The 26,833-nt window shown below is 74.1% G+C and carries 26 protein-coding genes and 1 tRNA gene; 25 read left to right on the top strand and 2 right to left on the bottom strand.

The window, feature by feature from the left end:
* Positions 1–33: 33 nt before the first annotated feature.
* Positions 34–106 (bottom strand) — tRNA-Arg (locus tag ACF0H8_RS16270).
* Positions 107–257: 151 nt separating this feature from the next.
* Between ACF0H8_RS16270 and ACF0H8_RS16265 the strand changes: the two genes are divergently transcribed.
* The 10 genes from ACF0H8_RS16265 (at position 258) to prmC (ending at position 12,603) form a co-directional block, all read left to right on the top strand.
* Positions 258–956: a hypothetical protein gene (locus ACF0H8_RS16265; protein ID WP_395289929.1), complete on the top strand. Its 699-nt coding sequence runs from the start codon at positions 258–260 to the stop codon at positions 954–956.
* A gap of 184 nt (positions 957–1,140) precedes the next feature.
* A complete protein-coding gene (argS, locus tag ACF0H8_RS16260) occupies positions 1,141–2,787 on the top strand; it encodes an arginine--tRNA ligase (protein WP_395289928.1) in 1,647 nt (548 codons plus the stop codon).
* A 2-nt stretch (positions 2,788–2,789) separates the two neighbouring features.
* The gene (gene lysA, locus ACF0H8_RS16255; RefSeq protein WP_395289927.1) at positions 2,790–4,226 is read left to right on the top strand and encodes a diaminopimelate decarboxylase; all 1,437 of its coding nucleotides are present in this window, start codon (positions 2,790–2,792) and stop codon (positions 4,224–4,226) included.
* A 222-nt stretch (positions 4,227–4,448) separates the two neighbouring features.
* The gene (locus ACF0H8_RS16250) at positions 4,449–5,765 is read left to right on the top strand and encodes a homoserine dehydrogenase (RefSeq protein WP_395289926.1); all 1,317 of its coding nucleotides are present in this window, start codon (positions 4,449–4,451) and stop codon (positions 5,763–5,765) included.
* The gene (gene thrC / locus ACF0H8_RS16245; protein ID WP_395289925.1) at positions 5,765–6,865 is read left to right on the top strand and encodes a threonine synthase; all 1,101 of its coding nucleotides are present in this window, start codon (positions 5,765–5,767) and stop codon (positions 6,863–6,865) included. The genes ACF0H8_RS16250 and thrC overlap by 1 nt, the downstream gene beginning before the upstream one ends.
* A 10-nt stretch (positions 6,866–6,875) precedes the next feature.
* Positions 6,876–7,766 (top strand): homoserine kinase, encoded by an 891-nt coding sequence (thrB, locus tag ACF0H8_RS16240; protein WP_395289924.1) that lies wholly within the window; start codon positions 6,876–6,878, stop codon positions 7,764–7,766.
* A gap of 323 nt (positions 7,767–8,089) precedes the next feature.
* Positions 8,090–10,036: a transcription termination factor Rho gene (gene rho / locus ACF0H8_RS16235; protein WP_395289923.1), complete on the top strand. Its 1,947-nt coding sequence runs from the start codon at positions 8,090–8,092 to the stop codon at positions 10,034–10,036.
* Positions 10,037–10,274: 238 nt separating this feature from the next.
* Positions 10,275–10,487 carry a 50S ribosomal protein L31 gene (gene rpmE, locus ACF0H8_RS16230; RefSeq protein ID WP_395289922.1) on the top strand — a complete coding sequence of 71 codons (213 nt, stop codon included), beginning with the start codon at positions 10,275–10,277 and terminating at the stop codon, positions 10,485–10,487.
* A 117-nt stretch (positions 10,488–10,604) separates the two neighbouring features.
* Positions 10,605–11,699, top strand: a complete 1,095-nt coding sequence (gene prfA, locus ACF0H8_RS16225; RefSeq protein ID WP_395289921.1) for a peptide chain release factor 1 — start codon at positions 10,605–10,607, stop codon at positions 11,697–11,699.
* A gap of 37 nt (positions 11,700–11,736) precedes the next feature.
* A complete protein-coding gene (prmC, locus tag ACF0H8_RS16220; protein ID WP_395289920.1) occupies positions 11,737–12,603 on the top strand; it encodes a peptide chain release factor N(5)-glutamine methyltransferase in 867 nt (288 codons plus the stop codon).
* Positions 12,604–12,704: 101 nt separating this feature from the next.
* On the opposite strand, the gene ACF0H8_RS16215 is transcribed toward prmC, so the two are convergent.
* Positions 12,705–13,115 (bottom strand): VanZ family protein, encoded by a 411-nt coding sequence (locus tag ACF0H8_RS16215; RefSeq protein WP_395289919.1) that lies wholly within the window; start codon positions 13,113–13,115, stop codon positions 12,705–12,707.
* A 50-nt stretch (positions 13,116–13,165) separates the two neighbouring features.
* Between ACF0H8_RS16215 and ACF0H8_RS16210 the strand changes: the two genes are divergently transcribed.
* From ACF0H8_RS16210 to ACF0H8_RS16140, 15 genes are all read left to right on the top strand, one after another.
* Complete coding sequence (locus ACF0H8_RS16210; RefSeq protein WP_395289918.1) at positions 13,166–13,867, top strand: L-threonylcarbamoyladenylate synthase; 702 nt, start codon at positions 13,166–13,168, stop codon at positions 13,865–13,867.
* Entirely contained in the window at positions 13,864–15,180 is a 1,317-nt protein-coding gene (locus ACF0H8_RS16205) for a glycosyltransferase family 4 protein (protein ID WP_395289917.1), read from the top strand. Before ACF0H8_RS16210 ends, ACF0H8_RS16205 begins: the two co-directional genes overlap by 4 nt.
* Positions 15,177–15,623: a hypothetical protein gene (locus ACF0H8_RS16200; protein WP_395289916.1), complete on the top strand. Its 447-nt coding sequence runs from the start codon at positions 15,177–15,179 to the stop codon at positions 15,621–15,623. The genes ACF0H8_RS16205 and ACF0H8_RS16200 overlap by 4 nt, the downstream gene beginning before the upstream one ends.
* Before the next feature lie 307 nt (positions 15,624–15,930).
* Complete coding sequence (gene atpB / locus ACF0H8_RS16195; RefSeq protein WP_395289915.1) at positions 15,931–16,650, top strand: F0F1 ATP synthase subunit A; 720 nt, start codon at positions 15,931–15,933, stop codon at positions 16,648–16,650.
* 85 nt (positions 16,651–16,735) lie between these two features.
* Positions 16,736–16,945, top strand: a complete 210-nt coding sequence (gene atpE / locus ACF0H8_RS16190; protein ID WP_395289914.1) for an ATP synthase F0 subunit C — start codon at positions 16,736–16,738, stop codon at positions 16,943–16,945.
* The gene (locus ACF0H8_RS16185) at positions 16,945–17,511 is read left to right on the top strand and encodes a F0F1 ATP synthase subunit B (RefSeq protein ID WP_395289913.1); all 567 of its coding nucleotides are present in this window, start codon (positions 16,945–16,947) and stop codon (positions 17,509–17,511) included. Before atpE ends, ACF0H8_RS16185 begins: the two co-directional genes overlap by 1 nt.
* Positions 17,511–18,326: a F0F1 ATP synthase subunit delta gene (locus tag ACF0H8_RS16180; RefSeq protein ID WP_395289912.1), complete on the top strand. Its 816-nt coding sequence runs from the start codon at positions 17,511–17,513 to the stop codon at positions 18,324–18,326. The genes ACF0H8_RS16185 and ACF0H8_RS16180 overlap by 1 nt, the downstream gene beginning before the upstream one ends.
* Positions 18,327–18,383: 57 nt before the next feature.
* Entirely contained in the window at positions 18,384–20,024 is a 1,641-nt protein-coding gene (gene atpA, locus ACF0H8_RS16175) for a F0F1 ATP synthase subunit alpha (protein ID WP_395289911.1), read from the top strand.
* Positions 20,025–20,026: 2 nt separating this feature from the next.
* Positions 20,027–20,923 carry a F0F1 ATP synthase subunit gamma gene (locus ACF0H8_RS16170; protein ID WP_395289910.1) on the top strand — a complete coding sequence of 299 codons (897 nt, stop codon included), beginning with the start codon at positions 20,027–20,029 and terminating at the stop codon, positions 20,921–20,923.
* Positions 20,924–20,951: 28 nt separating this feature from the next.
* The gene (gene atpD, locus ACF0H8_RS16165; protein WP_395289909.1) at positions 20,952–22,421 is read left to right on the top strand and encodes a F0F1 ATP synthase subunit beta; all 1,470 of its coding nucleotides are present in this window, start codon (positions 20,952–20,954) and stop codon (positions 22,419–22,421) included.
* 39 nt (positions 22,422–22,460) lie between these two features.
* Positions 22,461–22,736, top strand: a complete 276-nt coding sequence (locus ACF0H8_RS16160; RefSeq protein WP_395290907.1) for a F0F1 ATP synthase subunit epsilon — start codon at positions 22,461–22,463, stop codon at positions 22,734–22,736.
* A 9-nt stretch (positions 22,737–22,745) separates the two neighbouring features.
* Positions 22,746–23,156: a DUF2550 family protein gene (locus tag ACF0H8_RS16155; protein ID WP_395289908.1), complete on the top strand. Its 411-nt coding sequence runs from the start codon at positions 22,746–22,748 to the stop codon at positions 23,154–23,156.
* A 116-nt stretch (positions 23,157–23,272) separates the two neighbouring features.
* Entirely contained in the window at positions 23,273–23,968 is a 696-nt protein-coding gene (gene nucS / locus ACF0H8_RS16150; RefSeq protein WP_395289907.1) for an endonuclease NucS, read from the top strand.
* Between the two features lie 129 nt (positions 23,969–24,097).
* Complete coding sequence (locus ACF0H8_RS16145) at positions 24,098–25,321, top strand: N-acetylglucosamine-6-phosphate deacetylase (protein WP_395289906.1); 1,224 nt, start codon at positions 24,098–24,100, stop codon at positions 25,319–25,321.
* Entirely contained in the window at positions 25,318–26,727 is a 1,410-nt protein-coding gene (locus tag ACF0H8_RS16140) for a GH1 family beta-glucosidase (protein ID WP_395289905.1), read from the top strand. The genes ACF0H8_RS16145 and ACF0H8_RS16140 overlap by 4 nt, the downstream gene beginning before the upstream one ends.
* Positions 26,728–26,833 lie beyond the last annotated feature (106 nt).

Raw genomic sequence — 26,833 nt, 5'->3', positions numbered from 1 at the left:
TCGTCCCGGCGCCGGGACGAGGGCTTCTTCCTGTGCCCCCTACTGGATTCGAACCAGCGACCTTCTGCTCCGGAGGCAGACGCTCTATCCACTGAGCTAAAGGGGCGTGCGGCTGAGTGCGCCCTGCGATGTTATCAGCCGCGGGGCCCCCTCTTCACCTCCCGCCCGGCCGGGGGCGGCGAGACACCGCGCCGCCGGGGCCATAGCCTGGCCCGCGGGACGCCGGGGCACCGCGTGCCCGAGGAAGAGGAGCCACCATGAGCCAGCAGCCGCCGGACCGACCGCAGTGGTCGGACGACCGACAGGGCGAGGACGCCACCCGCCCGTCGCCGGAGGCGACCCAGCCCTTCGTGCCGGTGCAGCAGCGCCGGAGGCGCGGGTGGCTCGTGCCCGCGATCCTCGCGGCGGTCGTCGTGGTGCTCGCCGCGGTCGCGGCCTACCTCCTCCTCCGGGACGACCCCGAGCCGGCCGCGCCGGGGACCCCGACGCCCGCCGCGGAGGCGACCCCGACGCCGTCGCCCACCGAGGACACCCGGGCGGTGAGCCCCGACGAGCTCGAGCCGCGGGTCGACGCCACGATCGTCGACACCGCGTTCACCCTCACCGAGGCCGGCTGGGCCACGGACGAGGAGGCCGTCGCGGCGGGCGCGCGCGAGGCGCTGCGGGGCGCCTACTCCGACGGGACCACCGAGGTCGCGGTCACCGCGGCCGCCTTCGACACCATCGAGGCCCAGGACGCCCACGCCGAGCAGGTGGTCGCCGACCTCGAGGCCGCAGGTGCGCAGGTCCAGGGCGAGGGCACGGTGTACGTCGACAACACCGGCCACTACTGGTACGTCATGCACGACGACGGCCAGACGGCCTCGATCGTCTGGCGCACCGACGACGGCGTCGTGCTGAGCCTGACCGGCCCGCCCGACGCCGTCCAGCAGGTCTACGACAACATGCTCATCTGACCGGGTCCCGACCTCCGGCCGGTCTCCGGGGCGCCGACGCGGCGATCGTCGGCGCCCCGCCCCGTCGGGCGTACGGGCGCCGTGGCCGCCGCGGGGCCGGGGCCCCGTCCGCTGTGACGAGGGCCGCACCCCCGGGCGGGGCCTGGCAACGGGCCCCCACCGTCCGGCGACTACCCTGTGGCAGGTGACCCCAGCTGAGCTTGCCGCACTGATCCGCGCCGTCCTCATCGACGCCGTCACCGCCGGTGACGTCGCCCTCGCCACCGAGGACGTGCCCGAGCCCAAGGTCGAGCGGCCCCGCCAGCGCGAGCACGGCGACTGGGCGACGAACGTGGCGATGCAGCTGGCCAAGAAGGCCGGCACCAACCCCCGCGTGCTGGCCGAGCTGCTGGCGAACCGGCTCGGCGAGGCCGACGGCGTCGCGGCCGCGGAGGTCGCCGGCCCCGGCTTCCTCAACATCCGGCTCGAGGCCGGCGCGGCGGGCGAGCTGGCCCGTTCCATCGTCGAGGCCGGCAAGGCGTACGGGCGCAACGACGCCCTGGCCGGGCACGTCATCAACATGGAGTTCGTCTCGGCGAACCCGACCGGCCCGCTGCACATCGGCCACACGCGGTGGGCGGCGCTGGGCGACGCCCTCGTCCGGCTGCTGCGGGCCTCCGGCGCGGAGGTGACGCCCGAGTACTACATCAACGACGCCGGCGCGCAGATGGACAAGTTCGGCGCCTCGATCCTGGCCCGCGCCACCGGCGCGGAGGTGCCCGAGGGCGGCTACCAGGGCGAGTACATCGCCGAGCTGGCCGCGAAGGTCCTCGCCGAGCGCCCCGACCTGGCCGAGCTGCCGCCCGAGGAGGGCGTCGCCGTCGCGCGCGACCTGGGGTACCGGCTGCAGATGGCGGAGATCGAGCAGGTCCTCGCGGACTTCAACGTGCACTTCGACGTCTACTTCTCCGAGCGCGAGCTGCACGGCAACGGGGCGGTCACGGCCGCCGTCGCCCGGCTGCGGGAGCAGGGCCACGTCTTCGACGAGGGAGGTGCCGTCTGGCTGCGCACCACCGACTTCGGCGACGACAAGGACCGCGTGCTCGTCCGCGCCGACGGCACGCCCACCTACTTCGCCGCCGACGCGGCGTACTACCTGTCCAAGAAGGACCGCGGCTTCCCCGAGAAGATCTACCTCCTCGGCGCCGACCACCACGGGTACGTGGGCCGCCTCAAGGCCATCGCGTCCTGCGCCGGGGACGACCCCGAGCACAACATCGAGGTCCTCATCGGCCAGCTCGTCTCGGTCGCGGGCGTGAGGCAGAGCAAGCGCGCGGGCAACATCATCGAGCTGCGCGACCTCATCGAGCGGATCGGCACCGACCCGGTGCGCTACACCCTCGCCCGGTTCCCCGCGGACTCCCCGCTCACGCTGGACGCCGAGCGGCTGCGCGAGCAGAACCTGGACAACCCGGTCTACTACGTCCAGTACGCCCACGCCCGCACCCGCAACGTCTCGCGCAACGCCGAGGCGCACGGCGTCACCCGGGACGGGTTCGATCCCGCCGCGCTGGACCACCCCGCCGACGCCGAGCTGCTGGGGGAGCTGAGCCGGTTCCCCGAGGTCGTCGCGCGCGCCGCCCGGATGCGCGAGCCCCACCGCGTGGCCCGGTACCTCGAGGAGCTCTCCGCCGCCTACCACACCTGGTACGGCCAGTGCCGCGTCACCCCGCGCGGGGAGGACCCGGTGGAGCCCTCGCACCGCGCGCGGCTGTGGCTCAACGACGCCACCACGCAGGTGCTCGCCAACGGCCTGGACCTGCTCGGCGTGACCGCCCCGGACCGGATGTGACGATGCGCGACGAGCAGCACGAGCCAAGCGTGGACGCCGCGGCGGCGGCGCCCGCCGTGGCGGCCCCCGCCCAGGCCGCGCCGGAGCCGGACGGCGACCCGCGCGGCGTGTGGTCCACCTCCGTGCGGCGCGGCCCCGACGGGTCGCTCAGCGTCGGCGGGATCGACGTGCGCGAGCTGGCGGCGGAGCACGGCACTCCCGCCTACGTCCTGGACGAGGCCGACCTGCGCGCCCGCGCCCGCGGCTACGCCGACGCGTTCGCCGCCGCCTTCGGGCCCGAGGCCGGGATGGCCGGCGCGGACGTGTACTACGCCGGGAAGGCGTTCCTCTCCGTCGCGGTGGCCCGCTGGGTCCACGAGGAGGGCCTGCGCGTGGACACCGCCACCGGCGGCGAGCTCGCCGTCGCGCTGCGCGCCGGCGTGCCCGGGGAGGCCATCGGCCTGCACGGGAACAACAAGTCCGACGCCGAGCTCGCCACCGCGCTGGAGCACGGGGTCGGGCGCATCGTCGTCGACTCCCTGCCCGAGATCGAGAAGGTCGCCGGCGCCGCCCGCCGCCTCGGGGTCCGGGCGCCCGTTCTGGTGCGCGTGACGACCGGCGTGCACGCGGGCGGGCACGAGTTCATCGCCACCGCCCACGAGGACCAGAAGTTCGGCCTGTCGCTGGCCTCCGGCGCGGCCGCGAAGGCGCTGGAGGAGATCCTCGCCCGCCCCGAGCTCGAGCTGCTGGGGCTGCACTCCCACATCGGCTCGCAGATCCTCGACCTGGCGGGCTTCGAGGTGGCCGCCCGCGCGGTGCTCGGCCTGCGCGCCGACGTCGCCCGGCGGTCGGGGCACCTGATGCCCGAGATCGACCTCGGCGGCGGCTACGGCATCAGCTACACCGGGCACGACGGCGTCCCGCCCACGCCCGCGGAGATCGCCGCCACGCTCGCGGGGGCCGTGCGGCGCGCCTGCGCCGACCTGGGGACCCCGGTGCCGCGCATCTCCGTCGAGCCGGGCCGGTCCATCGTCGGCCCGTCGGCGCTGACCCTGTACACGGTCGGCACCGTCAAGGAGGTCGCACTCGACGACGGCGGGCGTCGCACGTACGTCAGCGTCGACGGCGGCATGAGCGACAACATCCGCCCCGCGCTGTACCAGGCGGAGTACACGGCGGCGCTGGCGTCGCGGGCCCCGGCCGCCGAGGTGGTGCGCTCGCGCGTGGTCGGCAAGCACTGCGAGAGCGGCGACATCGTGGTGCACAACGTCGCGCTGCCGGCCGACGTCGCCGACGGCGACCTGCTGGCCGTCCCTGCCACCGGCGCGTACGGCAGGTCCATGGCCAGCAACTACAACATGGTCCCGCGCCCGCCGGTGCTCGCCGTCCGGGACGGCCGGGCGCGCGTGCTCGTGCGGCGCGAGACCGTCGAGGACCTGCTCGCCCTCGACGAGGGCTGAGCGCCTGCCCCCGCGCCCGCGAGCGGTCGCCTGCGGCGCGAGCGGTCACCTGACTTCGCGGCGCAAGTGACCGCTCACGGGGGTGAGGAAGGAAGGACGGCGTCGCGGGCGTCACGCGAGAGATGGACGCCGGCGGGGCCGCCCGGCCGGCGGCCCCTATCCTGGGGCCGGACATCAGCGGTCCGCGCCGCCCGGCGGCGCGGAGGAGGAGAGGTCGACCTGGTGAGCACATTCACCCAGGCGCAGCGTGCCGGCGTCGTGCGCGTAGCACTGCTCGGCTGCGGCACCGTCGGCGCGCAGGTCGTGCGCCTGCTGCGCGAGCACGCCGAGGAGTTCGCCGCCCGCAGCGGCGCGCGGCTCGAGCTCGTCGGCATCGCCGTGCGAGACACCGCCGCCGAGCGGCAGCCCTGGGTGCCGCGCGAGCTGCTCACCGACGACGCCCAGGGCCTCGTGCGCCGCGCGGACGTCGTGGTCGAGCTGATCGGCGGCATCGAGCCCGCCCGCACGCTCGTGCTCGCCGCGCTCGAGAACGGCGCCTCGGTCGTCACGGGCAACAAGGCCCTGCTCGCCGCGCACGGCCCGGCGCTGCACGGCGCCGCCGAGGCCAGCGGCGCGGACCTGTACTACGAGGCCGCCGTCGCCGGCGCGGTGCCGGTGGTCTACGGCCTGCGCGAGTCCCTCGCGGGTGACAACGTCACCGCCGTGCTCGGCATCGTCAACGGCACCACCAACTTCATCCTCGACGAGATGGCCACCCGCGGCCTCGGCTTCGACGAGGCGCTGGCGCTGGCCCAGGAGCTCGGCTACGCGGAGGCCGACCCGACCGCCGACGTCGACGGCCACGACGCCGCCGCCAAGGCGGCCATCCTGGCCTCGCTGGCCTTCCACACCCGGGTGGGCATCGAGGACGTGCCGGTCACCGGCATCCGCGACATCACCGCCGAGGACATGGCGGCCGCGCAGGAGTCGGGCTACGTCATCAAGCTCCTCGCCGTCGCGCGCCGCGTCACCGACGACGGCACCCGCGGCATCAGCGTCCGTGTCCACCCGGCGCTGGTGCCGGCCACCCACCCGCTGGCGGCCGTGCACGGCGCGTTCAACGCCGTGCTCATCGAGGCCGAGTCCGCCGGGCGGCTGATGTTCTACGGCCAGGGCGCCGGCGGCGCCCCCACCGCCTCCGCCGTCCTCAGCGACCTCGTGGCCGCCGCCGCCCACAAGATCCACGGCGGGAACGCGCCGAGGGAGTCCACCTACGCCCAGATGCCGCTGCTCGGCCCCGAGGCCACGCCGGCGCGCACCCAGGTGCAGCTCCGCATCGCCGACAAGCCAGGCACGCTGGCCGCGGTGGCGAGCGTGTACGGCCAGCACGGGGTGTCCATCGAGAGCGTGCGCCAGCAGCGCCCCGCCGACGAGGACGCGCGCATCGTGATCGTCAGCCACGAGGCCACCGAGGCGGCGCTGGCGGACACCGTGGCGAAGCTGTCCGAGGAGCCTCGCGTGCACGAGGTGATCTCGGTGACCCGAGTCGAAGGAGAATGATGGCCCACCAGTGGCGCGGCGTGATCGAGGAGTACCGGGAGCGGCTGCCGATCGCCGGCGGCGACCCGGTCGTCACGCTGGGGGAGGGCGGCACCCCGCTGGTCGCCGCGCCCGCGCTGAGCGCGCGAACCGGCGCGGAGGTCCACGTCAAGGTGGAGGGCGCGAACCCCACCGGCTCCTTCAAGGACCGCGGCATGACCATGGCGATGTCCAAGGTCGCGGCGACAGGGACGAAGATGGTCGTCTGCGCCTCCACCGGCAACACGTCCGCCTCCGCGGCCGCCTACGCCGTCGCCGCCGGGGTGGGCTGCGCCGTCGTGCTGCCCGCCGGGAAGATCGCCGCGGGCAAGCTGGCCCAGGCCATCGTGCACGGCGCGACGCTCGTGGCCGTCGACGGCAACTTCGACGACTGCCTGCGGGTGGTGCGCGAGCTCGCGGAGACCTACCCCGTCGCGCTGGTCAACTCCGTCAACCCGTACCGCCTCCAGGGGCAGAAGACCGCCGCGTTCGAGGTGGTGGACGCGCTCGGGGACGCCCCCGACATCCACGTGCTCCCCGTCGGCAACGCCGGGAACATCTCGGCGTACTGGATGGGTTACAACGAGTACGCCGGGCGCACCACCGCGGCCTCGGTCGACGACGCCGCCACCCGCCTGGAGCCGGTCGCCACCAGGGTCCCGCGGATGTGGGGCGTGCAGGCCGAGGGCGCCGCGCCGTTCGTCAAGGGCGCGCCGGTGGAGCACCCCGAGACCGTCGCCACCGCCATCCGCATCGGCAACCCCGCCTCGTGGGCCTACGCCGAGGCCGCCCGGGACGACTCCGGCGGCTGGATCGACGCGGTCACCGACGCCCAGATCCTCGACGCGCAGCGGCTGCTCGCGGCCGAGGTGGGCGTGTTCGTCGAGCCCGCCTCCGCCGCGTCCGTGGCCGGCCTCCTGCAGGCCGCCGAGCACGGCAAGGTCCCCGGCGGCGCCCGCATCGTGTGCACCGTGACCGGCAACGGCCTCAAGGACACCGCGACGGCGCTGGGGGAGACCCGCGTCGAGCCGCACGTCATCGCCCCCACGCTCGAGGCCGCCGTCGCGGCCCTCGGGCTGTAGCGGGGACGACATGCGGCTGGTGCGTGACCAGGTCCGCGTGCGCGTGCCCGCCACCTCGGCGAACCTCGGCCCGGGTTTCGACGCCCTCGGCCTGGCCCTGGGCGTGTGGGACGAGATCAGCGTGCGCGCGGTCGCGGGCGAGACCACCGTCCGGGTGAGCGGCGAGGGTGCGGGCGCCCTGCCGGACGGCGAGGAGCACCTCGTGGTGCGGGCCGTCCGGGCCGGTCTCGAGCACGCCGGCGCCCCGCAGGCCGGGCTCGAGCTCGTCTGCCACAACGCGATCCCGCACGGGCGCGGCATGGGGTCCTCCGCGGCGGCCGTCGTCGCCGGCCTGGTCGCCGCGCGCGGCCTGCTCGCCGAGCCCGGGGTGCTCGACGACGCCGCCGTCCTCGCGCTGGCCACGCACCTGGAGGGGCACCCGGACAACGCCGCCCCCGCCCTGCTCGGCGGGGCGACGGTGGCGTGGGTGGACGCCGGGGGCGCGCACGCCGCCGCGCTGCCGCTGCACGAGCGGTTCGCGCCGACGGTGCTGGTGCCCGAGAACCGGCTGCTCACGCACACCGCCCGCGCGGTCCTGCCCAGCGAGGTCCCGCACCGCGACGCCGCCTTCAACGCCGCCCGCACCGCGCTGCTGGTCCTCGCCCTCGGCGGGCGGGAGGACCTGCTCATGGCCGCCACCGAGGACCGGCTGCACCAGCGCTACCGCGCCGACGCCATGCCCGGCACCCGGCAGGCGGTGCGCGCGCTGCGCGAGGCCGGCTGGCCCGCGGTGGTCTCCGGCGCCGGGCCGAGCGTGCTCGTCCTCGACGAGCTCGACGACGCCGCCGCCCAGCCGCTGCGCGAGCACGGCTGGCGGGTGCTGCGCCCGGGCGTGGCACGCCACGGCGCCCACCTCGTCTGACCGGGAGGGTCACGTCCGCGGCTGTTGACGGCGGCAGGCTGGGGGCGCGCGGGGCGACGCGCGACCGTGCCCGCGGCACGCCTGTAGCGAAACGGCACGCGGCCCGGGCGGCTGCTGCTACGATGAAAGAGCACCGACTCCCTGCGGACGTCTTCCGCGCACCTGGGTGCGTCTACCGCGTCTTCGTACAGACGGAGCATCGCCGCGACCGTTGCACTTCAGCACTCGTGCTGCGCGAGTCGAGCGGCCCCCACTCTCCAGCCTCCAGGCTGGGACCCAGATGATGCCCTCAGGTGAGGGCACGCCCCGAGGGAAGGAACCTCGTGACCGAAACCGTCGACGCCCCCCAGAGCGCGCAGCGCACCGCAGGGGGCTCGTTGACCACCATGCGACTGCCCGAGCTCCAGGCGATGGCCGCCGAGATGGGCCTCAAGGGCACCGCGAAGATGCGCAAGAGCGACCTCATCGCCGCCATCCGCGAGGGCCGCAACGGCTCCGCGCCGGCCGCCGGGGCCGCCGCCGAGCGGCCCGCCCGCCGCACGCGCGCCGCCGCGCCGAAGTCCGCCGAGGGCGCCGCCGCGCCGAATGCCGCCGAGGGCGACGCCGCGCCGCAGGCTGACGCCGCACCCGCCGAGGCGGCTCCCGCCTCCGCGGCTGCCGGGGAGCCTGCCGCCGACGCCGCCCCGCAGGCCGCCGACCAGCCCGCAGAGGCCGGGCGGGGCGCCGAGCCCACGCGCGGCCGCCGCGGCTCCCGCCGCGCCACCGCCCCGGCCGCCGCCCCCGAGTCCCACGACGCGGCGAAGGAGGCCCTCAAGCGCGAGCTCGCCAAGCAGGCCTCCCAGGGTGGCGCCGAGACCGACGGCGAGGAGGCGCCCCGCATCACGCTCGACGCGCTGGGCGAGGCGGCCGCGCGCCGCCGCGGCGGCGACCACGACGACCGGCGCCAGGGCAACCAGCAGCAGCGCCGCCACGACGACGGCGACGACGAGCGCGGCGGGCGCAGCCGCCGGCGCAACCGTGACCGCGGGCGCGACCGCAAGCGCCGCGGCGGCCGCGCCGGCCAGGACATCGTCGGCTACGAGGAGACCGTGGAGGTCAGCGAGGACGACGTCCTGCTGCCCGTCGCCGGCATCCTCGACGTCCTCGACAACTACGCGTTCGTCCGCACCTCCGGCTACCTGCCCGGCCCCAACGACGTCTACGTCACGCTCGGCCAGGTCAAGAAGAACGGCCTGCGCCGCGGTGACGCCATCACCGGCGCCGTCCGCCAGCCCCACGAGGGCGAGAACGACAACAAGCGCCAGAAGTTCAACGCGCTCGTGCGGCTCGACACCATCAACGGCATGAGCATCGAGAAGGCGCGCCAGCGGCCCGAGTTCAACAAGCTCACCCCGCTGTACCCGCAGGACCAGCTGCGCCTGGAGACGACGCCGAAGGCCATCACGCCCCGCGTGATCGACCTGGTCGCGCCGATCGGCAAGGGCCAGCGCGGCCTGATCGTCTCCCCGCCGAAGGCGGGCAAGACGATCATCATGCAGCAGATCGCCAACGCCATCTCCGTGAACAACCCCAACGTCCACCTCATGGTGGTGCTCGTCGACGAGCGCCCCGAGGAGGTCACGGACATGGAGCGGATGGTCAAGGGCGAGGTCATCGCCTCGACCTTCGACCGCCCGGCGTCGGACCACACGATCGTCGCCGAGCTCGCGATCGAGCGCGCCAAGCGCCTGGTCGAGCTGGGCCAGGACGTCGTCGTGCTGCTCGACTCCCTGACCCGCCTGTCCCGTGCCTACAACCTCGCCGCGCCGGCGTCCGGCCGCATCCTCTCCGGCGGTGTGGACGCGTCCGCGCTGTACCCGCCGAAGAAGTTCTTCGGCGCCGCCCGCAACATCGAGCACGGCGGCTCGCTCACCATCCTCGCCTCGGCTCTGGTGGAGACGGGCTCGAAGATGGACGAGGTGATCTTCGAGGAGTTCAAGGGCACGGGCAACATGGAGCTGCGCCTGTCCCGCCAGCTGGCGGACAAGCGCATCTTCCCCGCCGTGGACATCAACGCCTCCGGCACCCGCCGTGAGGAGCTGCTCATGGCGCCCGAGGAGCTCAAGATCGTCTGGAAGTTGCGCCGCGTCATGGGCGCGCTCGACCAGCAGCAGGCCATCGACCTGCTCCTGGGCAAGCTGCGGGAGACCGGCTCCAACGCCGAGTTCCTCATGACCGTCCAGAAGACGACGCCGACCCCGACCACCGAGCCCGAGCTCGCCATCCGCTGACCCGCCCACCCCGGCGCCAGATGTCATCTTCTCCGCCACATGTCATGACATGTGGCGGAGAAGATGACATCTCGCGCGCAGGCGGGGAGGGGCGGGCATGGCGTCGCTCACACACCGGTACCCGGTGTGCCCGGCGGCGCCGCCGTCTGGCAGAATGTCTCGTCGGCCTCCGGTTCACGTGGGCGTCCACGGCCTGTGGATCCACGACCCGGGGCATCAACGAACCTAGGAGATCACCTTGAAGCAGGGCATCCACCCCGACTACGTCACCACCGAGGTGACGTGCACCTGTGGCAACACCTTCACCACGCGCAGCACCGCCACCTCCGGCGAGATCCGCGCGGACGTGTGCAGCGCCTGCCACCCCTTCTACACCGGCAAGCAGAAGATCCTCGACACCGGTGGCCGCGTGGCCCGCTTCGAGGCCCGCTACGGCAAGCGGAACAAGTAGCACGTCAGGCGCGCCGGCGGTGACGCTGTCGGACCTTCCGGTCCGCGGCGCCCGCCGGCGTCGTCGTACCTGCGGGCCGCCGGGCGGGCGGGCCGAAGAGGGGGAGAGGGAGCACCAGTGAGCGAGGACCTGAGCGCGGTGGAGGCGCTGCTCGCCGAGCACGCCGAGATCGAGCGCGCCATGGCCGACCCGGCCGTGCACGCCGACCCCGGCCGCGCCCGCAAGCTCGGCCGGCGCTACGCGGAGCTCGGCCGGGTCGTGCACGCCTACCGCGCCTGGCAGGAGGCCGACGGCGACCTCGCGGCGGGCCGGGAGCTCGCCGAGGTGGACGACGCCTTCGCCGAGGAGCTGCCCGCCCTGCAGGCGGCCGCCGACGAGGCCGCCGAGCGCCTGCGCCGCGTGCTCGTGCCCACCGACCCCGACGACGCCCGCGACGTGATCCTCGAGGTCAAGGCGGGCGAGGGCGGGGAGGAGTCCGCGCTCTTCGCCGGCGACCTGCTGCGCATGTACCTGCGCTACGCCGAGCGGCAGGGCTGGTCGGCGCAGGTCATCTCCGCCACCGAGTCGGACCTCGGCGGCTACAAGGACGTCTCCGTCGCGATCAAGGCCAAGGGCGTGCCGTCCGACCCTGGCGGGGGCGTGTGGGCGCACCTGAAGTACGAGGGCGGTGTGCACCGCGTCCAGCGCGTGCCGGTGACCGAGTCGCAGGGTCGCATCCACACCTCCGCCGCCGGGGTGCTGGTGCTCCCCGAGGTCGACGACCCCGGCGAGGTCGAGATCGACCCGAACGACCTGCGCGTCGACGTCTACCGCTCCTCGGGCCCGGGCGGGCAGAGCGTGAACACCACCGACTCGGCGGTGCGCATCACCCACGTGCCCACCGGCATCGTGGTGTCGATGCAGAACGAGAAGTCCCAGCTGCAGAACCGCGAGCAGGCCATGCGCGTGCTGCGCGCCCGGCTGCTCGCCGCCCGCCAGGAGGAGGCGGCGGCCGCGGCCTCCGAGCAGCGCCGCTCCCAGGTGCGCACCGTGGACCGCTCCGAGCGGATCCGCACCTACAACTTCCCCGAGAACCGCATCGCCGACCACCGCACCGGGTACAAGGCGTACAACCTCGACCACGTGCTCGACGGCGACCTCGGCCCCGTCATCGCCTCCGCCGTCGAGATGGACGAGGCCGAGCGCCTCGCCGCCGCGGCGCACCGGGGCTGAGGTGGACGGCCCCGAGCCGGGGGGGTGGCGCCCCGCGGTGACCGTGCGGCAGGCGGTCGCGGGCGCCGCGGCGCTCCTGGCCGAGGCCGGCGTGCCCTCGCCGGACGTGGACGCCCGGCTCCTCGCGGAGCACGTGCTCGGCCGCTCGCTCTACCTGGTGCCCTCCGCCGCCACCTTCGCCGACCTCGGCGATCAGGCGCTGCAGTCGCGGTTCGCCGAGCTGGTGGAGCGCCGCCGCTCCCGTGAGCCGCTCCAGCACATCACCGGCCAGATGGCCTTCCGGCACCTCGTGCTCGCCGCGGCGCCCGGGGCGTTCGTCGTGCGCCCGGAGACCGAGCTCGTGGCGCAGGCGGCGATCGACGCCGCCGCGGCCGTCGCCCGCACCGGCCGCCGCCCCGTGGTGGTGGACCTGTGCACCGGCTCGGGCGCCGTCGCGCTGGCCGTGGCCACCGAGGTGCCGGAGGCGGACGTGCACGCGGTCGAGCTCTCCGAGGCGGCCCTCGCCGTCGCGAGGCGCAACGTCGACGCCATCGCGCCCCGGGTCCGCCTCGTCCGCGGCGACGCCGGCGCGGCGCTGCCCGAGCTGGACGGGACCGTCGACGTGGTGGTGTCCAACCCGCCCTACATCCCGCCGGACGCCGTGCCGCGCGAGACCGAGGTGCGCGAGCACGACCCCGACATGGCGCTCTACGGCGGCGGGGCGGACGGGCTGGACACTCCGCGCGCCGTCGTCGCCGCCGCGGCACGGCTGCTGGCGCCCGGGGGCACCTTCGTCATGGAGCACGCCGAGGTGCAGGCAGCGGCGGTGCGCGACATGGTCGCCGCCCGCGGGCTGACGGACGTGCGCACCGAGCGCGACCTCGGCGGCCGCGACCGCTTCGTGGTCGCCCGCCGGCCCGGCTGACGCTCCGGTCCTGCCGCTCGCGCGCCCCTCCGGGCCGCCGCCGCAGCAAACCCCGTCCGGGGCCCGCGCGTCCGGTCGGCTCGAGCCGAGCGCGCGGCCGGTCAGGCCGGGGGAGCGGTGCGCCGCTCCCGGGCGGTCACGCGGCGGGCCGCCCGGCTCGCGAGCCGCCTCGCGAGCGCCCAGCCCAGCAGCACGCCGAGCGCGTCGGCGAGCACGTCGAAGGGGTCGCCCGAGCGGTCGGCCAGGAGCGTGTGCTGGACGACCTCGCTCACGACGGCGTGCACCACCCCGAAGCCCACCACCAACGACGGCCTCAGGCGCGCCGCCAGACCGGTCAGCGTCACCGCCGCGAAGACCGTGGCGTGCACCACCTTGTCGCCCGCCGGCACGCCGGACCCCGGCGCCTCGGGCACTGCGGGCAGGTAGAGGACGAGGACCTGCGTGACCAGCGCCGCGACGAGGGCGAGCGCCCACCAGCGGCGGGAGCGGGCGGTCTGGGGGAGCGCGGGCATCGTGGGGCAGGATGTCACGCCGCCCCGGCGGGCGTGGGAAACTCACCTGCGTGAGCGTGTACGACTGCCAGGACCCGGAAGGACGCAGCGCGGGACTCGACGAGGCGGTGAACGCCCTCGGCCGCGGGGCTCTCGCGGTCATCCCCACCGACACCGTCTACGGCATCGCCGCGGACGCCTTCGACGCGCGCGCCGTCGCATCGCTGCTGGCCGCGAAGGGCCGGGGCCGGCAGAAGCCGCCGCCGGTCCTGGTCGGCAGCCCCGAGACCCTCGACGGCCTGGCCACCGAGGTGCCCGACGTCGTGCGCGACCTCGTCAGGGCCTTCTGGCCGGGGCCGCTGACCATCGTCTGCCTCGCGCAGCCCTCCCTGGCCTGGGACCTGGGGGACACCGACGGCACCGTCGCGCTGCGCATGCCCGCCGACGACACCGCGCTCGCCCTGCTGCGCCGCACCGGCCCGCTCGCGGTCTCCAGCGCCAACCTCACCGGCCGGCCCAGCGCGGTCACGGCCGCGCAGGCCGTGGAGTACTTCGGCGACAAGGTCGCCGTCTACCTCGACGCCGGCCGGGCCGGCGGCGGGGTCGCCTCCACGATCGTCGACGCGACGGCGGAGCGGCTGACCATCCTGCGCCAGGGCGCCGTGACGCCGGAGGAGCTCGCGGCGGTCGCGCCCGAGCTGCGCGAGGACGGCGCCGCCGTGCCCGGCGCGCAGGCCGCGGGCGGGACCGGAGAGGGCGACGCCCCGAGGTGAGGGTCTACCTGCTCGTCATGCTGATCGCGGCGGCGGTCACGTTCCTGACCACGCCGGTGGTGCGGCGCCTCGCCCGAGCGACCCGCGCGCTGACCCCGGTCCGTGCGCGTGACGTGCACACCGTGCCCACCCCGCGGCTCGGCGGCGTGGCGATGCTCGCCGGCCTCGCGGTCGCGCTCCTGATCGCCTCCCGGGTGCCCTTCCTGCACGACGTCTTCCACGAGACCTCGACCGCCTGGGCCATCCTGGGCGGCGCGGCGATGGTGTGCCTGCTCGGCGTCGCCGACGACATCTGGGACCTCGACTGGATGACGAAGCTCGTCGGCCAGGTCCTCGCCGCCGGCCTCATGGCGTGGCAGGGGGTGCAGCTGATCACCTTCCCGGTGTTCGGGCTGACGATCGGCTCGAGCCGGCTGTCGCTGGTGGCCACCATCCTGGTCGTCGTCGTGTGCATCAACGCGGTGAACTTCGTCGACGGCCTCGACGGCCTCGCCGCGGGCATGATCGCCATCGGCGGCGGGGCGTTCTTCGTCTACACGTACCTGCTCACCCGCGAGGCGCAGCCGGGCAACTACGCCAACCTCGCCACCGCCGTCATGGCGGCCCTGGTGGGGGTCTGCATCGGCTTCCTGCCGCACAACTTCAACCCGGCCAGGATCTTCATGGGCGACTCCGGGTCCATGCTGCTGGGGCTGGTGGTCGCGGCCGTCGCGATCGTCGTCACCGGGCAGATCGACCCGGCCACCGTCTCCACCGGGGCGGTGCTGCCCGCGTACGTGCCGATCCTGCTGCCCGTGGCGGTGCTGCTGCTGCCGCTGCTGGACATGACGCTGGCGGTGCTGCGCCGGCTCCGGGCCGGGCACTCGCCGTTCCACCCCGACCGGATGCACCTGCACCACCGGCTCCTGGGGCTGGGGCACAGCCACCGCCGCGCGGTGCTGATCATGTATCTGTGGACCACGGTGTTCGCCTTCAGCGCCGTGGCCCTGGCCGTGTTCCCGACGGCGTACGTGGTCGGCGGCGCCGCCCTCGCGGTGGTGGTGGCCGGCGTGGTGACCTACAACCAGCTCCCCGGGCTGCACCACGGCGACGCCGGGGCGGAACCCCGGGAGGCCGCCGAGCCCGAGCCGGCCCTGGCGCCCGCCGGCGCGGACGGCGCCACCCCGGGCGACGGCACCCCGGGGTCCTCCGCCGCGGGCGCCCCGAGCGGCGCCCCACTCTCGGGCACCCTGGCAGGGGCGCCCGCCGACGGCGGCCGCGGGGCGCGCCGGACCACCACCGACCACCCGAGCCACGAGGAACCCAGCCGATGAACGACACCGAGCGCGCGACCCGGAACATGTACCAGGTCATCCTGCGCAACCTCACGATCCTCGTCCTCGCGCTCGGCGCGGTGGGGGCGGGCGTCGGCTACCTCCTCGCCGGCACGCCGGGGGTGTGGGGGGCGCTCATGGCGGCCGGCATCGCCGCGCTGTTCATGATCGGGACGGTCGTGACCATGCTCGTCACGGCCGACAAGCCCGTCCACGTGGCGTCCGCCGCCGGCGTGGGCGGCTGGGTCGTGAAGATGCTGCTGCTCTTCGGGGTGCTGCTGCTGGTGCGCGGGAGGGACTTCTACTCACCGGGCGTCTTCTTCGTGGTCCTCGTGCTCGCGATCGTCGGCTCCTTCGCGATCGAGGCCGTGGCCGTCCTGCGCGCGCGGGTCCCCAACGTCGAGCCCGCGGACGGCGCCCCAGGCGACGGCGCGCGTCCCTGACCGGCCGGAAGCGCCACCGACGCCCCGCGGCGAGCCGCCGCCAGCACTTCCGGGGCGCTTCCGTCCGACTTGACCTTCCCGCGTCGCTGCGGTGGTCAGATCGTTGAGAAATATACGTTAGGCTCATCGCGTTCCCGCGCCCGACCGTGGTCGCCCGTGCGCGGAGACGTTTGGTGCCGGATCCGAACCAGAGGGGGACGTCCTGTCTGCCGTAACCGAGACCCTCACCTCCCAGGCGCAGACGCTCGCCGCCGAGGGTGAAGGAGGCTTTCACGGCCCCACCCTCGCCGACTTCTTCCCGCCGGCGGTGCTCTTCGAGGGCACGATCTTCGAGTTCAACCGCATCACGCTGGTCCGGCTCATCGCCACCGCGGTGCTGGTGCTGCTGTTCTGGCTCGCCGCCCGCAGCCCCAAGCTGGTCCCGACGCGGGGCCAGTCGCTGGGCGAGATGGCCGTCGACTTCGTGCGCACCGGCATCGCCGAGGAGTCCCTGGGCAAGGAGCTGGGCCGCAGGTACACCCCGCTGCTCGTCGTGATCTTCTTCGGCGTCCTCGCCATGAACATCACCGGCATCGTCCCGCTGCTCAACATCGCCGGGTCCTCGGTGGTCGGCGTGCCGCTGGTCTTCGCGGCGATCTCCTACGTCGCGTTCGTCGTCGCGGGGGTCAAGGCCCACGGCGGCGGTGGCTTCCTGAAGTCCCAGCTCTTCCCGCCCGGCGTGCCGTGGCCGATCTACCTCATCCTGACGCCGATCGAGTTCCTCTCGACGTTCATCATCCGCCCGGCCACGCTGACCGTCCGTCTGCTCGCCAACATGCTCGCCGGCCACCTGCTGCTCGTGCTGTGCTTCGCGGCGACGAACTACCTCTTCCTCGAGGCCTCGGGCGCACTGAGCGCGGCCGGCGTGCTGACCTTCGCCGCCGGGCTGGCCTTCACGCTGTTCGAGATCTTCGTGGCGGTCCTGCAGGCGTACGTCTTCACGATCCTCACCAGCGTCTACATCCAGCTGTCCGTCGAGTCCCACTGACCTCGCGGCGGGCGCGGCCCGCCGCGACCACCCCAGATACGGCCCAGGAGCGACCCGGGCCGCACAAAGGAAGGAAGAACTCCATATGGAGATCACCGGCGACATCGCGACCATCGGTTACGGCCTCGCGACCATCGGCCCCGGCATCGGCATGGGTATCCTGGTCGGCAAGACCCAGGAGGCCGTGGCCCGTCAGCCCGAGCTGGCCGGTCCGCTCCGTGTCAACATGTTTATCGGTATGGCCCTCGTCGAGGCGCTCGGTCTGATCGGCCTGGCTGCGGGCTTCGTGTTCTGATGAATGCAGCAACCCTGGCGGAGGAGGCAACTCCGAACCCCCTCCTCCCGGCCAGCTACGACATCCTGTGGTCGGCGGTGTGCATCGCCATCATCGCCTTCTTCCTGGTCAGGTACGCCGTCCCGCGGCTGACCGCCATGCTGGACGAGCGCGCCGCGAAGATCGAGGCCGGTCTGCAGCAGGCGGAGCGCGCCCAGGAGGCCGCCGCGGCGGCCGAGGAGCAGATCGCCGCCGAGCTCGGGCAGGCGCGCCGCGAGGCCGCCTCCGTGCGCGAGCAGGCGCAGGCCGAGGCCAAGGAGATCGTCGCCGAGGCGCGGGCGAAGGCCCAGGCCGAGGCGGACCGCGTCACCGAGACGGCCGCCCGCCAGGTCGAGGCGGACCGCCAGGCCGCGCAGATCTCGCTGCGCACCGACGTCGGGATGCTCGCCACCGAGCTCGCCTCCCGCATCGTCGGCGAGTCGGTCCGCGACCAGGCGCTGCAGGCCCGCGTCATCGACCGGTTCCTCGACGAGCTCGAGGCCCAGACGGCTGACAAGGGCGCCGCAGCCACCACCCGGGAGGCGTGATGCGGGCGACGAGCGAGGCGGCGCTGCAGCGGGCGAAGGACCGGTGGGAGCCGGTCCTGCGCGAGGTGGGGGAGCGGTCCCGCGCCCTGGGCGAGCAGCTGTTCGCCGTCGTGGACGTCCTCGACGGGTCCGCCGCGCTGCGCCGGGCCCTCACCGAGCCCTCCCGCGACGGCGAGGCCAAGGCCCGCCTCGTCCAGGCGGTGCTCAGCGGCAAGGTCGACGCCGAGGTCGTGGACCTGCTTTCGGGGGTGGTGCGTGAGCGCTGGTCCGGCGAGGTGGACCTGGCGGACGCGGTCGAGGTCCTCGCCGTCACCTCGGTGCTGGCGGCGGCCGAGCAGGCGGGCCGCCTCGCCGACGTCGAGGACGAGGCCTACCGGCTGGTCCGGATGCTCGGCGAGGAGCGCGACCTGCGCAACGCCGTCGAGGACCGCAACCTCCCGGCCGAGCGCCGCGCCGGCCTGATGGACGCCGTGCTCGCCGGCAAGGTCTACCCGGAGACGACGGTGCTCGCGGTGCGTGCCGCCCGCGGGCTGCGCCGCCGCTCGGTCACGTCGGCGCTGCGCAGCGTCACCACCCTCGCCGCGGAGCGTCGCCGCCACCTGGTGGCCTCCGTGACCTCGGCGGTGCCGCTCACGGACGCCCAGATCCGTCGCCTCGGCGAGCTCCTGGAGCGCGGCTACGGCCGTCCCGTCCAGGTGCACGTGGGCCTGGACCCGGCGCTCGTCGGCGGCCTGCGCGTGCAGGTGGGCGACGACGTCATCGACGGCACCCTGGCCAGCCGCCTGGCCGATGCCAAGCGCCGGCTCGCCGGCTGACCCGCAGACATACCGACCGACCGCACCCGAGCGGCCAACAGAAGCGAAGGAAGAACAATGGCTGAGCTGACGATCCGGCCCGAGGAGATCAGGGCTGCGCTGGACAGCTTCGTGAGCTCCTACGAGCCCACCCAGGCGGTGAGCGAAGAGGTCGGCCACGTCACGCTGGCCGGCGACGGCATCGCCCAGGTCGAGGGCCTGCCGGGCGCCATGGCCAACGAGCTGCTGCGGTTCGCCGACGGCACCCTGGGCCTGGCGATGAACCTCGACGTGCGCCAGATCGGCGTCGTCGTGCTGGGCGACTTCACCGGCATCGAGGAGGGCCAGGAGGTCCGCCGCACCGGTGAGGTGCTCTCGGTCCCCGTGGGCGAGGGCTACCTCGGCCGCGTGGTCGACCCGCTGGGCCAGCCGATCGACGGCCTGGGGGAGATCGCCGGCATCGAGGGCCGCCGCGCCCTGGAGCTGCAGGCCCCCGGCGTGATGATGCGCAAGAGCGTCCACGAGCCGCTGCAGACCGGCCTGAAGGCCATCGACTCGATGATCCCGATCGGCCGCGGCCAGCGTCAGCTGATCATCGGCGACCGCCAGACCGGCAAGACGGCCATCGCGATCGACACGATCCTCAACCAGAAGGCCAACTGGGAGTCGGGCGACCCCAAGAAGCAGGTCCGCTGCATCTACGTCGCCGTCGGCCAGAAGGGCTCGACCATCGCCGCGGTGCGCGGCGCCCTGGAGGAGGCCGGCGCGCTGGAGTACACCACGATCGTCGCCGCCCCCGCCTCCGACCCCGCGGGCTTCAAGTACATCGCCCCCTACACCGGCTCGGCCATCGGCCAGCACTGGATGTACCAGGGCAAGCACGTGCTGATCGTCTTCGACGACCTGTCCAAGCAGGCGGAGGCCTACCGCGCCGTGTCCCTGCTGCTGCGGCGCCCGCCGGGCCGCGAGGCCTACCCCGGCGACGTCTTCTACCTGCACTCCCGCCTGCTCGAGCGCTGCGCGAAGCTCTCGGACGAGCTGGGTGCCGGCTCGATGACCGGCCTGCCTCTCATCGAGACCAAGGCGAACGACGTCTCGGCGTACATCCCGACCAACGTCATCTCGATCACCGACGGGCAGATTTTCCTGCAGTCGGACCTGTTCAACGCCAACCAGCGGCCCGCCGTCGACGTCGGCATCTCGGTGTCCCGCGTCGGTGGCGACGCCCAGATCAAGGCGATGAAGAAGGTCGCCGGCACGCTGAAGATCACCCTGGCGCAGTACCGGTCGCAGGCGGCGTTCGCGATGTTCGCCTCCGACCTCGACCCCACCACGCGCCAGCAGCTCGTCCGCGGCGAGCGGCTCATGGCCCTGCTCAAGCAGCCGCAGTACACCCCGTACGCGGTCGAGGACCAGGTGGCCTCCATCTGGGCGGGCACCAACGGCTACCTCGACGACGTCGACGTGGCGGACATCCCGCGCTTCGAGAGCGAGCTGCTGGACCACCTGCGCCGCAGCTCCGACGTGCTGACCACGATCCGCGAGACCGGCAAGCTGGAGGACACCACCGAGGAGGCGCTGCGCGCGGCGGTGGAGAACTTCCGCAAGGGCTTCGTCGACGCCTCCGGCAACCCGCTGGCCGCCGAGCCCGCGCTGGACGCCGGCGAGGTCGAGGCCGAGCAGGCGCAGGAGCAGATCGTCCGCGCGAAGCGGGGCTGAGCATGGCGGGATCACAGCGCGTCTACAAGCAGAAGATCCGGGCGACGCAGACGCTCAAGAAGGTCTTCCGGGCCATGGAGCTCATCGCCGCGTCGCGCATCGGCAAGGCGCGCGCCGCGGCGCAGGGGACGGACGCGTACACGCGCGCGCTCATCCGGGCCGTGTCCGCCGTCTCCGCGCACGCCAACCTGGACCACCCCCTCATCGCGGGGCGCACCGACACCGACCGGGTCGCCGTCCTGACGATCACCTCGGACCGAGGCATGGCCGGCGCGTACTCCGCGACGATCCTGCGCGAGACCGAGCGGCTCATCGAGCGGCTGGAGTCCGAGGGCAAGGAGGTCGTGCTGTACGTCTCCGGCCGGCGCGGCGAGAGCTACTTCCGCTTCCGCGGCCGGGACATCGCGCAGTCGTGGACCGAGGGCTCGGACAGCCCGCGGCCCGAGCGGGCCCGGGAGATCGCCGATGCGCTGCTGGGGGCCTACCTCGCCCCGGAGGCGGAGGGTGGCGTCTCCGAGCTGCACGTGGTGTTCACCCGGTTCCAGACCATGGTGACCCAGGTGCCGCAGGTGCGCCGGATGCTGCCCATCGAGATCGTCGAGGGCGTCACCCCGGCCGGCGCCGAGCCCCTGCCGCTGTACGAGTTCGAGCCCTCGCCCGACGAGGTGCTCGACGCGCTGCTGCCGATGTACGTGCGGCGGCGCATCTACTCCGAGCTGCTCATGGCGGCCGCCTCGGAGCTGGCCTCGCGCCAGCGCGCCATGCACACCGCCACGGACAACGCCGAAGACCTCATCCGCGACTACACCCGGCTGGCGAACACGGCCCGCCAGGCCGACATCACCTCGGAGATCACCGAGATCGTCTCCGGGGCCGACGCGCTGGCGTCGGGCCGCTGACCACAACTCGCCGCCTGAAGGAAACGAAATGACTGCCACCAGCACCGAAACGCCGAAGACCGGCGGCGTCGCCGCCGTCGGCCGGATCGCCCGCGTCACCGGCCCCGTCGTCGACATCGAGTTCCCGCCGGACGCGATCCCCGACATGTACAACGCCCTGACCACCGAGGTGACCCTCACCGGTGAGGGCGAGGGCACGGTCACCATGACGCTCGAGGTCGCCCAGCACCTGGGCGACAACCTCGTCCGCGCCATCGCGCTGAAGCCCAGCGACGGCCTCGTCCGCGGCCAGAAGGTCGTGGACACCGGCGCGCCGATCTCGGTGCCGGTCGGCGACGTGACCAAGGGCCACGTCTTCAACGTCACCGGCGAGGTGCTCAACCTCGCCGAGGGCGAGCGGCTGGAGGTCACCGAGCGCTGGCCCATCCACCGCGAGCCCCCGGCCTTCGACCAGCTCGAGTCCCGCACCCAGATGTTCGAGACCGGCATCAAGGTCATCGACCTGCTGACCCCCTACGTCCAGGGCGGCAAGATCGGCCTGTTCGGCGGCGCCGGCGTGGGCAAGACGGTGCTCATCCAGGAGATGATCCAGCGCGTGGCGCAGGACCACGGCGGTGTGTCCGTGTTCGCCGGCGTCGGTGAGCGCACCCGTGAGGGCAACGACCTCATCATGGAGATGGAGGACGCGGGCGTCTTCGACAAGACCGCCCTCGTCTTCGGCCAGATGGACGAGCCGCCGGGCGTGCGTCTGCGCGTCGCCCTCTCCGCCCTGACGATGGCGGAGTACTTCCGCGACGTGCAGAAGCAGGAGGTGCTGCTCTTCATCGACAACATCTTCCGCTTCACCCAGGCCGGCTCGGAGGTCTCCACGCTGCTGGGCCGGATGCCCTCCGCCGTCGGCTACCAGCCGAACCTGGCCGACGAGATGGGCATGCTGCAGGAGCGCATCACCTCCACCCGCGGGCACTCCATCACGTCGCTGCAGGCCATCTACGTCCCCGCCGACGACTACACCGACCCGGCGCCGGCCACGACGTTCGCGCACCTCGACGCGACGACCGAGCTCTCCCGTGACATCGCCTCCCGCGGCCTGTACCCGGCCGTGGACCCGCTGGCGTCGACGTCACGCATCCTCGACCCGCAGTACGTGGGCCAGGAGCACTACGACGTCGCCACCCAGGTGAAGACGATCCTGCAGAAGAACAAGGAGCTGCAGGACATCATCGCCATCCTCGGTGTGGACGAGCTCTCCGAGGAGGACAAGATCACCGTGGCCCGCGCCCGGCGGATCGAGCAGTACCTCTCGCAGAACACCTACACGGCGGTGAAGTTCACCGGCGTCGAGGGCTCCACCGTGCCGGTGGCCGAGACGGTCGAGGCGTTCAAGCGCATCGCCAACGGCCAGTACGACCACGTGCCGGAGCAGGCGTTCTTCAACATCGGCGGCATCGAGGACCTCGAGCGCAACTGGCACAAGATCCAGTCCGAGCTGCGCTGAGCGGCCGGCGGCCAGGAGCGAGAGGAGCCCTAGGTGGCAATGAAGGTTGAGGTCGTCTCGACGCACGCGTCCCTGTGGAGCGGCGAGGCGACGAGTGTCGTGGTCCCCGCCGCCAACGGTGACCTGGGGATCCTCCCGGGGCGCCAGCCCGTGCTGGCGGTGCTGCGCCCGGGAACGGTGCGCATCACCCCGGAGACGGGCGCCGGGCTCACCTACGACGTGACGGAGGGCTTCGTCTCGGTGGACGAGGACCTCGTGACGGTGGTCCTCGAGACCGCGGACGAGCCCGCGGCCCTGCGTTCCACCGAGCAGTAGGGGTCGTACTTGACGGGGACGGCGTGGGGTGTCTTGCTGACGCTCGCCGCCGTCCTCGTCGTCCTCGTGCTCTTCGCGGTGCGCGTGCGGCGGGTGGCCAACCGGGTGGGCTCCTTCGAGTGCGCCCTGCGCCCGGTCGGCCACCGGGACTGGACCAGCGGCATCGCGAACTACGGCTCCGGCCGGATCGACTGGTACCGGCTGGTGTCGCTGCGGCTGCGGCCGTCGCGGTCCTGGCGGCGCGAGCGGCTGGAGATCGTGGGGCGTGAGCGGCGCCCGGCCGCCGGGGGCGCCGGCCACGTGATCGAGGTGCGGTGCGCCTACGACGGCGTGCAGTTCGACGTCGCGATGGTCGACTCCGCGCTCGCCGGGGTGGTCAGCTGGCTCGAGGCCGCCCCGCCCCGCGGCGAGCCCTTCTGACGCTGAGCCGGGGGCGCGGCGCCGATGCGCGGCCCGCCTGGTCGCGCGTGCGTGCATGGCGGGTGACACGCGGCCGGGCGCCGGCCGCCCGTCGAGCGGAAGGTAGGGTCTCCGGGGTGCGTGTCGTGATAGCAAGCTGCTCCGTCGACTACTCCGGGCGCCTGGACGCCCACCTGCCGCTCGCCACCCGGCTGCTCATGGTCAAGGCGGACGGCTCGGTGCTCGTCCACTCCGACGGCGGCTCCTACAAGCCGCTGAACTGGATGAGCCCGCCGTGCAAGCTCGTCACCGGCGAGCCGGAGCCGGTGGACGCCGAGGACGGCGTCACCGAGGTCTGGACGGTGCAGGCCGCCAAGTCGGACGACAAGCTCGTGGTGCGCGTCCACGAGGTGATCGCCGACCACAGCGTCGACCTCGGTCTCGACCCCGGCCTGGTCAAGGACGGCGTGGAGGCGCACCTGCAGAAGCTGCTCGCCGAGCAGATCGACCTCCTCGGCCCCGGCCACCAGCTCGTGCGGCGCGAGTACCCCACCGCCATCGGCCCGGTGGACATCATGGCGAAGGACCCGGCCGGCGGGTCGGTGGCCGTGGAGATCAAGCGGCGCGGGGACATCGACGGCGTCGAGCAGCTCACCCGCTACCTCGAGCTGCTCAACCGCGACCCCCTGCTCGCGCCCGTCCAGGGCGTCTTCGCCGCGCAGGAGATCAAGCCCCAGGCCCGCGTGCTCGCCACCGACCGCGGCATCCGCTGCCTCGTGCTGGACTACGACGCCATGCGCGGTCTCGACGACGTGGAGTCGCGCCTGTTCTGACGCGGCGACGGCGGCCCGGCGCGCCCGGGCGGTCCCGCCCACGCCGCCGCCCGACGCCCGGGCCCGGCCCGCAGGATCCGCGTCCGCGCACCGGGCGGGATTCGGAGCGGCGGCGCCCGGCGGTGTTTGATGGGACGCATGGGTTACGAGGTCGTCCTGCGCGGACGGGTGGTGACGCCCGACGGGATCGTCGACGACGGCGCCGTGGTGCTCTCCGGGCCGCGGATCGCCTGGGTCGGCGCCGCCGCCGACGCCCCGGCCACCGGGTACCCGCAGGTCGGGGTCACGCCCGCCCCCGGCGAGCCCCGGTACGTCCTGCCCGGCCTGGTGGACCTGCACTGCCACGGCGGCGGCGGGGAGTCCTTCCCCGATGCCGAGGACCGGGACGCCGCGCTGCGGGCCGTGGTCGAGCACCGCCGTCACGGCACGACGACGCTGGTCGCCTCCCTGGTCACGGCCGACCCGGTCACGCTGTGCGAGCGCGTGCGCCTGCTGGCGGGGCTCGCCGACGCCGGCGAGATCGCCGGCATCCACCTCGAGGGGCCGTTCCTCTCCGCCGCCCGGTGCGGCGCGCAGGACCCGGCGCTCATCGTCGACCCGGACCCGGTGCTCGCCACCGAGCTGCTCGAGCTCGGCCGCGGGCACGTCGCCACCATGACCGTGGCCCCGGAGAAGGCGGGCAACACGGCGCCGGACGGGGTCGCCGAGCGGCTGGTGGCCGGGGGAGCGGTGCCCTCGTGGGGGCACACCGACGCCGGCCCGGCCGACGCCCGCGAGGCCGTCGCGCTGTCCGTGCGCGCCCTGCGCGGCGCCACGGCCGCGCGCTCCGCCCGCCCCACCGTGACGCACCTGTTCAACGGCATGCACCCCCTCCACCACCGCGACCCCGGCCCGATCGGGGAGTTCCTCGCCGCCGCCCGGCGCGGGGACGCCGTCGTGGAGCTGATCGGCGACGGCACGCACCTGGACCCCGCCGTCGTCCGGGCGGTCTATGAGCTGGTAGGGCGCGAGAACGCCGCGCTGGTCACCGACGCCATGGCCGCCGCCGGCATGCCCGACGGCGCGTACCGGCTCGGCTCCATGGACGTCACCGTCGCCGACGGCGTCGCCCGCCTGACCGGCGACGGCACGATCGCCGGGGGCACCAGCCACCTGCTCGACGTCGTGCGCACCACCGCCCGGGCCGGGGTCCCACTGGCGGACGCGGTGTACATGGCCGCCACGACACCCGCCGCCGTCCTGGGACGGCCCGACGTCGGCGCGCTGGCCGCCGGCCGCGCCGCCGACGTCGTGGTCACCGACGAGGCCTTGCGGCCCGTGGCCGTCTACCGCAGAGGAGAGCCGCTCGCATGAGCCCCCGCACCTTCCCGCCGCCGTTCGTCTTCGGCGCAGCGACCGCGGCGTACCAGATCGAGGGCGGGACTCGCGAGGGCGGGCGCGGCCCGTCCATCTGGGACACGTTCTCGCACACCCCGGGCCGGACGCTCGGCGGCGACACCGGCGACGTCGCCGCCGACCACTACCACCGGTGGCGCGACGACGTCGGCCTCATGCGCGAGCTCGGGCTGGGCGGCTACCGGCTGTCGATCTCGTGGCCGCGCGTGCAGCCGGGCGGCCGGGGGCCGCTGAACGCCGAGGGCGTGGTCTTCTACCGTGACCTGCTCGACGCCCTGCGCGGCGCCGGCATCGCGCCGGTGGTCACGCTCTACCACTGGGACCTGCCGGCGGAGCTGGAGGCGGAGGGCGGCTGGACCAACCGCGAGACCGCGTACGCCTTCGCCGACTACGCCCGCGCCATGGCGCGCGAGCTGGCAGACCGGGTGGAGGTGTGGACGACGCTGAACGAGCCGTGGTGCAGCGCCTTCCTCGGCTACGCCTCCGGCGTCCACGCCCCGGGCCGCACCGACCCGGCCGCGGCGCTGGCGGCCGCGCACCACCTGACCCTCGCGCACGGCCTGGCCACCACCGCCATCCGCGAGGAGCTCGGGGAGGCGGCGAAGGTCTCCATCGCCCTGAACCTCCACGTCACGCGCCCGGCGGACCCGGGATGCGTCGCCGACCTGGCGGCAGCGCACGAGGTGGACGTCGTGGGCAACCACGTCTTCCTCGGGCCGCTGCTCGACGGCTCGTACCCGATCGAGCTGCGCGAGCTCACCCGCCACCTCACCGACGCGTCGTTCGTCCGGCCGGGAGACCTCAACCTCATCCGCCAGCGCATCGACGTCCTCGGCGTGAACTACTACTGCACCAACTACGTGCGCCGTCGCACGGCCGACGCCCCCGGGAGCGCCGGCACGGGCGGCCACGGCGACGGGACGGCGAGCCCGTGGGTGGGGCTGGACGACGTCGAGTTCCTCCCGCCGTCGGGCCCGACGACCGCCATGGGCTGGAACATCGAGCCCGAGGGCCTGTACGAGCTGCTCACGGCGCTGGACAACGCCTACGACGGGATCCCCCTCATGGTCACCGAGAACGGGGCCGCGTACGACGACGTGGTGGGGCCCGACGGCGCCGTGCACGACCCCGAGCGGGTCGACTACCTGCGCCGCCACCTCGACGCGGTCGGCCGGGCGCTGGAGGACGGCGTGGACGTGCGGGGCTACTTCGTGTGGTCGCTGCTGGACAACTTCGAGTGGGCGTACGGCTACTCCAAGCGGTTCGGCATCGTGCACGTGGACTACGAGACGCAGCGGCGCACGCCCAAGGACTCCGCCCGCTGGTACGCCGAGCTCGTCCGCACGCGGCAGCTCCGCGGCTGAGTTGCGGGCGCGACCGGCGCCTCATCGGCGTCGGTGCCGCGGCGGCGGGGCACCCGCGTGCTCGCGTGCGGGCGGAGTGCGGCACCGGCGTGCTCGCGTGCGGGCG

The organism is Georgenia sp. AZ-5 (assembly GCF_043952095.1).
GTDB lineage: Bacteria > Actinomycetota > Actinomycetes > Actinomycetales > Actinomycetaceae > Georgenia.
Note: the sequence above shows the minus strand (reverse complement) of the source record. Positions and strands in the feature narration are given on the sequence as shown.